This is a genomic window from Thermoanaerobaculia bacterium (assembly GCA_035260525.1).
In the GTDB taxonomy this organism is placed as follows: Bacteria; Acidobacteriota; Thermoanaerobaculia; order UBA5066; family DATFVB01; genus DATFVB01.
In genome coordinates, this window is record DATFVB010000283.1 from 1 (window position 1) to 7,969 (window position 7,969).

General features: G+C 69.1%; 8 protein-coding genes. 4 read left to right on the plus strand and 4 right to left on the minus strand.

Features of this window, described 5'->3' with window-relative positions; all coding sequences use genetic code 11:
- Window positions 1-99: 99 nt before the first annotated feature.
- On the minus strand, window positions 100-2,130 hold the full coding sequence (locus tag VKH46_13720; GenBank protein ID HKB71900.1) for a M13 family metallopeptidase: 2,031 nt from the start codon (window positions 2,128-2,130) through the stop codon (window positions 100-102).
- Window positions 2,131-2,236: 106 nt separating this feature from the next.
- On the opposite strand from VKH46_13720, the gene VKH46_13725 reads away from it, so the two are divergent.
- From VKH46_13725 to VKH46_13735, 3 genes are read left to right on the plus strand one after another with little or no spacing between them, the layout of a single operon-like run.
- Entirely contained in the window at window positions 2,237-2,932 is a 696-nt protein-coding gene (locus tag VKH46_13725) for a DNA polymerase ligase N-terminal domain-containing protein (GenBank protein HKB71901.1), read from the plus strand.
- On the plus strand, window positions 2,911-3,801 hold the full coding sequence (ligD, locus tag VKH46_13730) for a non-homologous end-joining DNA ligase (GenBank protein HKB71902.1): 891 nt from the start codon (window positions 2,911-2,913) through the stop codon (window positions 3,799-3,801). Before VKH46_13725 ends, ligD begins: the two co-directional genes overlap by 22 nt.
- Before the next feature lie 52 nt (window positions 3,802-3,853).
- Window positions 3,854-4,492 (plus strand): NADPH-dependent F420 reductase, encoded by a 639-nt coding sequence (locus VKH46_13735; protein HKB71903.1) that lies wholly within the window; start codon window positions 3,854-3,856, stop codon window positions 4,490-4,492.
- A gap of 171 nt (window positions 4,493-4,663) precedes the next feature.
- Here VKH46_13735 and VKH46_13740 read toward each other — a convergent pair whose 3' ends face one another.
- Window positions 4,664-5,044 (minus strand): hypothetical protein, encoded by a 381-nt coding sequence (locus tag VKH46_13740; protein HKB71904.1) that lies wholly within the window; start codon window positions 5,042-5,044, stop codon window positions 4,664-4,666.
- A gap of 88 nt (window positions 5,045-5,132) precedes the next feature.
- Here VKH46_13740 and VKH46_13745 point away from each other — a divergent pair, with 88 nt between their 5' ends.
- A complete protein-coding gene (locus VKH46_13745; GenBank protein ID HKB71905.1) occupies window positions 5,133-5,276 on the plus strand; it encodes a hypothetical protein in 144 nt (47 codons plus the stop codon).
- A gap of 255 nt (window positions 5,277-5,531) precedes the next feature.
- Here VKH46_13745 and VKH46_13750 read toward each other — a convergent pair whose 3' ends face one another.
- Both VKH46_13750 and VKH46_13755 read right to left on the minus strand, forming a co-directional pair.
- The gene (locus VKH46_13750) at window positions 5,532-6,275 is read right to left on the minus strand and encodes an NAD-dependent deacylase (protein HKB71906.1); all 744 of its coding nucleotides are present in this window, start codon (window positions 6,273-6,275) and stop codon (window positions 5,532-5,534) included.
- 131 nt (window positions 6,276-6,406) lie between these two features.
- A complete protein-coding gene (locus VKH46_13755; GenBank protein ID HKB71907.1) occupies window positions 6,407-7,648 on the minus strand; it encodes an MFS transporter in 1,242 nt (413 codons plus the stop codon).
- Window positions 7,649-7,969 lie beyond the last annotated feature (321 nt).

Below are 7,969 nucleotides of genomic sequence, written 5' to 3' on the forward strand. Positions count from 1 at the left end.
CGTCCGACCCGCGGCCGCGGCGTACCGATGAGCGTACGGTAAGGCCGCGGGTCGCGGCGCACGCGCCCGCCCGGCTCGATGCATCGCCGCGCCGGCTTCTCACCAGATCTGGCAGCGGTCGCTGCGCACCATCGGCTCCCCCCCCTTGCACCCGAACGCCTTCTCGAACTCCGGCATGTTCGACGGGGCGGCGATCGCGCGGAAGCGGCCGAGCGGATGCGGATTCGTCACGACCTGGAGCCGCTCCGACTCGGGCCGATCGTTCTCGGCCCACACGCGCGCATACGAGAGGAAGAAGCGCTGGGCGGCCGTCAACCCGTCGATCGGCGCCGGCGCGGGCTTCCCCTCGAGGCTCTTCTGGTACGCGCGCCAGGCGATCGTCAGCCCGCCGAGGTCGGCGATGCTCTCGCCGAGGACGAGCTTTCCGTTCTCGTGAAGCCCGTCCTGGACGCTGTAACCGTCGAACTGCTTCTCGACGCAGGCGGCGCGCTGGTCGTAGTTCTTCGCGTCCTCGGACGACCACCAGTCGCGCAGGTTGCCGTGCGCGTCGAACTTGCGGCCCTGGTCGTCGAACCCGTGCGTCATCTCGTGGCCGATCACCGCGCCGATCGCGCCGTAGTTGACGGCGTCGTCCGCCTTCCCGTCGAAGAAGGGGGGCTGGAGGATCCCCGCGGGAAAGACGATCTCGTTCTTGAGCGGGTTGTAGTAGGCGTTGACGGTCGGGGGCGTCATCCCCCATTCCTTGCGGTCGACGGGCTTCCCGATCTTGTTGAGCTGCCGGTGGAACTCGAAGGCCTCGCCGGCAGAGACGTTGGCGGCATAGCTCTCGCGCCCGACCCGGTAGGCCGAGTAGTCGCGCCAGGCGTCGGGATAGCCGATCTTCGGCGTGAACGCGGCGAGCTTCTCGATCGCGGCCTTCCGGGTGGCGTCTCCCATCCACGGCAGGGTCGCGAGATCGTCGCGGAGCGCGGCGATGAGGTTCTTCACCAGCTCGTCCGCCCGGGCCTTCGATTCGGGCGGGAAGGTCTTCTCGACGTAATTCTTGCCGAGCGCGAACCCGAGCTCGCCGTCGGTCGCGGCGACGCAGCGCTTCCATCGCGGAAGGATCTCCTTCGTCCCGTTCAGCACGTGCCCGTTGAAGTCGAAATCCTCCTGCACGAACTTCGACGAGAGCGTCGGCGCCGCCGCCGCCACGAGGTGCCAGCGCAGATAGGTCTTCCAGTCGGCGAGAGCGACTTCGTCCAGATCGCGGCTCATCGCCTTGAAGAACTCCGGCTGACCGACGTTGACGGCGCTCGAGGGCGCGTCGACGTCGCGCAGGTAGACGTTCCACGGGAAATTCGGCGTCAGCGCCTGCAGCTCGGCCACGCTCATCCGGTGGTACGTGGCGTCCGGGTCGCGCCGCTCGACCCGGGTCATCGACGCCTTCGCGAGGCGGGTCTCGATCGCGAGCACCGTCTTCGCCTCTTCGGCCGCCTTCGCCGGATCGTCGCCGAGGAGCTCCAACATCTTCCCGACGTGCGACACGTACTGGCCGCGGATCGTCTTCGTCTTCTCGTCGTCCTTCAGGTAGTAATCCCGGTCGGGGAGCCCGAGCCCTCCCTGGAACGTCCCGGCGATGACTTCCTCGCTGTTCTTTCGATCCTGCTGCGAGCCGAACGCGAAGAGGGCGGAGACGCCCCCCTCGTGGAGCCGGGCGATCTCCGCCCCGAGCGAGGCGCGATCGGCGATCCTGTCGATCCGCTCGAGCTCCGGCGCGATCGGCTTGGCACCCTCGGCCTCGACCTTCGCCTCGTCCATGCAGGCGGCATAGAAATTCCCGATCTTCTGGTCGTCCGAGCCCTCCGGCGCCTTCTTCGCCGCCGCTTCCTCCAGGATCGACTTCAGGGCCTGCTGGTTGCGGTCCAGGAGGACGCTGAAGGTCCCCCATCGCGAGAACGCCGGCGGGATCGGGTTGCTCTTGAGCCAGCCTCCGTCGGCGTACGTATAGAAGTCCCGGCAGGGGCTCGCGCTCGTGTCCATGTCCGCCGGGGATATGCCGTAGGGCGGCTCCGCGCCGGAAATCGGGAGGACGCCGGTCGCCGCGATCAGCGCGGCGGAAACGATCGCAATGCGGCGGGCAACGGACATGGTTTCTCCTTTCGCGACTCTCCGCAGTATAAACGCTCGAACCCGATCGAAGGTTTCACCGCGAGAGCGGCCGCCCGGGGGCACTGACCTTGCAGGAGGTCGTTCCATGGGGCTCAAAGAATACAAGCGCAAGCGAGACTTCGGGGTCACCCCCGAGCCCGCCGGGCGCCAGAAGCGGGGAAAGACGAAGGCCCTCGCCTTCGTCGTCCAGAAGCACCGCGCGTCGCATCTCCATTACGACTTCCGCCTGGAATGGAAGGGCGTGATGCTCTCCTGGGCGGTCCCGAAGGGCCCGTCGCTCGACCCCTCGGTCAAGCGCATGGCGATGCCGACGGAGGACCATCCCATCGAGTACAACGCCTTCGAGGGGGTGATCCCCGAAGGGCAATACGGCGGCGGGACCGTGATGATCTGGGACAACGGGACCTGGGAGCCCGAGCAGGAGGACCCCGCCGCGGCGCTGAAGAAGGGGGACCTGAAGTTCACCCTGCACGGAAAGAAGCTCGAAGGGTCGTGGGTGCTCGTGCGTCTGAAGCCGCGCGGGAGCGAATCGCGGGCCTCCTGGCTCCTGATCAAGCACCGCGACGGCTACGCTTCGACCGAGGACGTCGAAAAGACGAAACCGCGGTCCGTCGTCTCGAAGAGGATCCTCGCCGAGATCGCGCGGGACGAGGGAGGAGACATCGAGAAGGCCGCGACCGGCGATCCTCCCGCCGAGATCCGGAAGCTCCTGAAGACGAAAGATCCGCTCAAGAGGAAGACGCGCGGGCGGCGGTCCGTGTGGAACAGCGACAAAGGGTAGCGGGCGTCGTCGTCACGAACCCGGGCCGCGTCCTGTGGCCGGAGGAGGGATGGACGAAGCTCGACCTCGTCCGCTTCTACGACTTCGTCTTCCCGGCCCTGCGTCCCTGGATGAAGGACCGTCTCATCTCGCTCAAGCGGTGCCCGTACGGGCTCGGGGGGAAGTGTTTTCACCAGAAGGAGAAGCCGGCGGCGATGGCGTCGGACACGCCGACGAAACGGATCGTCCACCGGAACGGCGTTCGCCACTACGTCGTCGGCGGACGGAAGGAAACGCAGCTCGCGCTCGCGAACCTCGGCTGCATCGCGGTCCACCTCTGGTCGGCGCGCCGCGAGGATCCGCGCAAGCCCGACTGGGTCTCCTTCGATCTCGACCCCGACTCGGGCGACCCGGCGGATGCCGCGCGAGGCGCGCTCCGCCTCAAGGAGGCGCTCGACGCGTTGCGGCTGACGTCGTTCGCGAAGACGTCCGGGGGGAAGGGGCTGCACGTCTTCGTCCCGATCCGGGTCGGCCTCGACTGCGACGAGGTGAAGGCCTTCGCCGAATCGCTCGGGGCAAAGCTCGCGTTCGCCTACCCCGAGCTCTTCACGGTCGAGCCGTCGATCGCGCGCCGGCGTGGCCGCGTCTACCTCGACCCGTATCGGAACGCGTGGGCGCAGACGGTCGCGTCGCCGTTCTGCGCGCGCCGCAAGCCGCACGCGCCCGTGTCGACGCCCCTTTCGTGGCGCGAGGTCCGGCCGGATCTCGCGCCCGCGCGGTTCACGATCGGCAATTTCGCCGCCCGCCTGCGAAAGCGGGACCCCTGGGCGGATTTCTGGAAGGTCCGGCAGGATCTCGCCCCCGCCATTACCGCCCTGGCAAGACTCTAGCCGGGCGCGGCTTCCCGTCTTCCGATCGCCGTCCGGACATAGACTCCGGATCATGAGAATCGCGATTCTGGGAACCGGAGACGTGGGAAAGGCGCTCGCGAAAGGATTCGACGAGCGCGGCGACGAGGTGATGATCGGCTCGCGGGACGCCGAGAAGGCGCGCGCGGCGGGACGGGAGGCGGGAACGTCCGCCGAGGGCGGGACCTTCGGAGAGGCTGCCGGTTGGGGCGAGCTCGCGGTCCTCGCGACCGGCTGGTCCGGGACGGAGAACGCGCTGCGCCTCGCGGGCGCCTCGGCGCTGGCGGGAAAAGTCGTCGTCGACGCCACGAATCCGCTCGTCTTCACGCCCGGACTCCCCCCCGCGCTCGCCCTGGGGCACACCGATTCCGGGGGCGAGCAGGTCCAGCGCTCCCTCCCCGAGTCGAGCGTCGTCAAGGCCTTCAACATCGTCGGCCACGCGCACATGGTGCATCCCGAATTTCCGGGAGGCCCTCCCGACATGTTCTATTGCGGCAACGACGATGCGGCGAAGAGGAGTGTCGCGCAGATCCTCCAGGACTTCGGCTGGACATCGATCGACATCGGAGGAATCGAAGGCGCGCGCCTGCTCGAGCCGATGTGCATTCTCTGGGTGCTCTACGGCCTTCGCGGCGGCGGTTGGAACCACGCATTCAAGCTGCTCAAGAAGTAGATCCGGGTCGCGGGTCCCGAGGCGGTAGCGGTCATTCCGAGCGCTCTCCCGTGTCATTCCGAGCGCAGCGAGGAATCTCGGTCGAGCGGACACCCACGGAACTCCCGGAGACAGGACCGGGATTCCTCGTCGCTTCGCTCCGCGGAATGACCGAAAAGCCAGCCCCGGGTCTCATTCCCCCTCTCCACCCGGGCCTGCCGCGCCGGAGCCTCGCGCGGAGGCGGGAGAGGGGGTCGGGGGGCGGGGTTTCGGCGCGGCCGGCGCGCCGCGCCGCGACGGACGCGTCACGATGAACACCGCGGCGGTCCACGTCGGCACGAGATCGACGAACGGCACGAGCTCCGCCGCAAACGACGGGAGGAACGCCCAGTGCCAGCCGACGAGGGCCGTCATCGATCCCGCCACCGCGACGTCGACAGCCGCATCGAGCGGCGACACCCCTCCCTCGGAGAACGCCGGAAAGACGAAGATTTGAAGGAAGTCGGCCGCGATGGCGATCGCGCGGGCCGCGAAAACTCGCGGCCGGGTCATGGGTTCGACGACGGCCTTCATCGGATGATCGTACGGCCGCGGGGAAATTCCGTTCGGCGTCCGTCTCCGGGATGTGGCGTTTTTCCTCTGCGGGCGCTGCGGCGAAGACGTGACACGACGGGTCGCCGATGCGTTCGCCTCCGCGGACCCGCCCGGCGAGCGGGTGATCGTCGTCTGCTCGAACGGGCACCGCAGCGCGTTCGTCGAGTCGCCGACGGTTCCGGAGGATCCCCCCGATCCGCCGGAGGATTGAGCGGAGTCAGTTCATCGAACACGCGCCGGGGCCGCGCGGATCTCCGCACGATCCACAGGATCCGGAGTCGCCGTCGCGGGGGCGCGATGGGCTCGACGAGGCGACGGCGAAAGCGGAGAGGCGCCGCGTGAGCTTTTTTCCGCCGCACTCGGGACAGACGGGCCGCTCCCCCTCGGAAACCAGTTCTTCGAAGCGATGACGGCAACCGTCGCAGGCGTATTCGCGAAGCGGCATGGCGGATCCTCCGCTCGAATTCTACGCGGTCCGCCCGCCGAGCGCGTCGACGACCCGCGGCAGGGCGACGCCGGAAGGCTCGCGGATCGCCCCCGCGAACACAGGCGAGAGGGCCGTCTCGGCGGGGTTGATCTCGAAGACCGCGGCTCCCGCGTCGGCCGCAACGAGCGCCAGCCCTGCGGCGGGATAGACCTCGGCCGACGTTCCGACGACGAGATAGACCTCGGCCGACCGGGCCGCATCCTGCGCGTCCGCCCAGCCCGCCACCGGGAGCGGCTCCCCGAACCAGACGATGTCGGGGCGCTGCATGCCGCCGCATCCGGGACAGACCGGTGGCAGCATTTCGAGCGGCTCGAGGTCCTCTTCCGTGCGCCGGCACTGGACGCAGTACCGCCGCGCGATCGATCCATGGAGCTCGACGAGGTTCCGGCTCCCGGCGCGGCGGTGAAGACCGTCCACGTTCTGCGTCGCGAGCAGGAACTCGGAGAATCGCCCCTCCATCGCCGCGAGCGCTTCGTGCCCGGGATTCGGACGCGCGTCGCGGGCGTTTCGCCGCCGCATCTCGTAGAACCGCCAGACCCGCTCCGGATCCTCCGCGAACGCCTCGGGAGTGGCGACTTCCTCGATCCGGTGTCCCTCCCAGAGCCCGCCCGCGCCGCGGAACGTCGCGATGCCGGATTCCGCCGAGACGCCCGCGCCGGTCAGGACCGAGACGCGGGAGGCGGAGCGGAGAGCGGCAACGAGCCGGTCGAAGACGGATATCACGGAGGAAGTTTATCGGTACGTCAGCCCGCTGCCGCCGAGTTGAAGCGGTCGCCTTCGGCGCCGCTTAACTCGCCGGCACCCGGGGGGCGCGCCCCGGAAATTCTCAAAGCGAGACGAAAGGATGGCCGTGCCTACGCGATCTCCTGAGCTTTCGTCTCCGGGAAGGTCCAAATCCAGCCCGCGGTCGCCGCCGCGAACAGCGCGGCGACCGACATCCCTCCCGCCAGCCCGTACCGGCGGGCGATCACGGTCACGGCGATCGGGGTCACGAACTGGACGCCGCGGGCGATGTTGTAGATCGACCCCATCGCCGTCCCGCGGATCGTGGTCGGGAAGAGCTCGGCGAAAAGCGGGCCGAATCCGCCCCAGACGCCCGTCCCGAGCCCGACGAGGAACATGAATGCGAGGACGATCGCCGGCCGCGCGGCGATCGTTCCCCAGAAGACCGTCGTCATCGCGAGGCCGGCGGCGAAGACGAGCGAGTACGCGGTGAACGCGGGGCGCCGGCCCCAGCGGTCGGCGACGAATCCGAATGAGGCGTACCCGATCAGCCCCCCGGCCTGCGTGACGAGGATCCACGCGGCCGATTTCGCCATCGAGAAATGCCGCTCGTCGTGAAGATAGCCGGGGAGCCACGTGTAGGTGAACCAGTAGGCCGACATCGTGAAGATCGTCAGCAGGAGGCCGCGCGCGAAGACTCCGCGATGGGCTCGCGAGAGGAGCACGGCGATCTTCGACGGCCCGGCCGGGGCGCGCCGCTCCTCTCCGCGCCGGGCGAGCCACACGTCCGACTCCGGGAGCCGCCGGCGCACGGCGACGACGAGGAGCGCCGGGATCCCCGACACGACGAAGCACGCCCGCCAGCCGATCGCCGGGGCGAGGAAGCCGCCGACGACCGACGCGAGGGCGACGCCGATCGGCGCCCCCGTCTGGACGAGCGCGCCGTACCGCGCGCGCACCCTGGCGGGAAACGTCTCGGCGACGTACGTCTGACCGGTGCCCCACTCCCCCCCGACGCCGAGTCCGGTGACGATGCGGAACACCATGAGCCACGTGAAATTCGGCGCGAGGCCGCTCGCGAGCGTGCCCGCCGAGAAGACGAGGATCGTCGCCTGCAGGATCGTCTTCCGGCCGAATCGGTCCGAAAGAAACCCGAAGATGACCCCGCCGACGGCCGTCGCGGCGAGGGAAGCCCCGAAGATCCACGACAACTCCGCGCGCGAGAAACGGAGCTCACGGCCGAGCGGGATCAGCAGGAAGCTGTAGAGGATCAGGTCGTAGAAGTCGAAGACCCAGCCCGCCCACGCCATCGCGAGGATCTCGAAGTGCGTCCGCCCCGGCGCGGCGGCTTCGTGGAGAAACGGCTGGCTCATCGGGTCAGGAAGGACCCGGCCGACGCCGGCCGACCCACGGACTTCCGGAGACGACAAGGCCGGTTTCGCCGGCACCGAAGCTCGACGCGACGGCTCGCCGCGCCCGCCGATCGAAGCGAGACCAGACCGCCTCTCAGTTCACGACAAGCCGAAGGTGCGGCGAGGCGCGAGCCCCGGCGCCGTTCGAGCGACGCGATACCCACACGTCCACATTTGGCGCGGGGGCTCATCGCATCGCGGGCGACCCTCCGCGAAGAGTATCCAGCGCAGAGACCGTCCGGTCGCGGCCGCAAAACGGCCGGCACGTCAGCGCCGAGCGCG

What these genes read in the sequence shown, in the direction of transcription:
- VKH46_13720 (HKB71900.1), bottom strand. Translation starts at nt 2,130, where the DNA reads ATGTCCGTTGCCCGCCGCATTGCGATCGTTTCCGCCGCGCTGATCGCG.
- VKH46_13725 (HKB71901.1), top strand. Translation starts at nt 2,237, where the DNA reads ATGGGGCTCAAAGAATACAAGCGCAAGCGAGACTTCGGGGTCACCCCC.
- VKH46_13735 (HKB71903.1), top strand. Translation starts at nt 3,854, where the DNA reads ATGAGAATCGCGATTCTGGGAACCGGAGACGTGGGAAAGGCGCTCGCG.
- VKH46_13740 (HKB71904.1), bottom strand. Translation starts at nt 5,044, where the DNA reads ATGAAGGCCGTCGTCGAACCCATGACCCGGCCGCGAGTTTTCGCGGCC.
- VKH46_13755 (HKB71907.1), bottom strand. Translation starts at nt 7,648, where the DNA reads ATGAGCCAGCCGTTTCTCCACGAAGCCGCCGCGCCGGGGCGGACGCAC.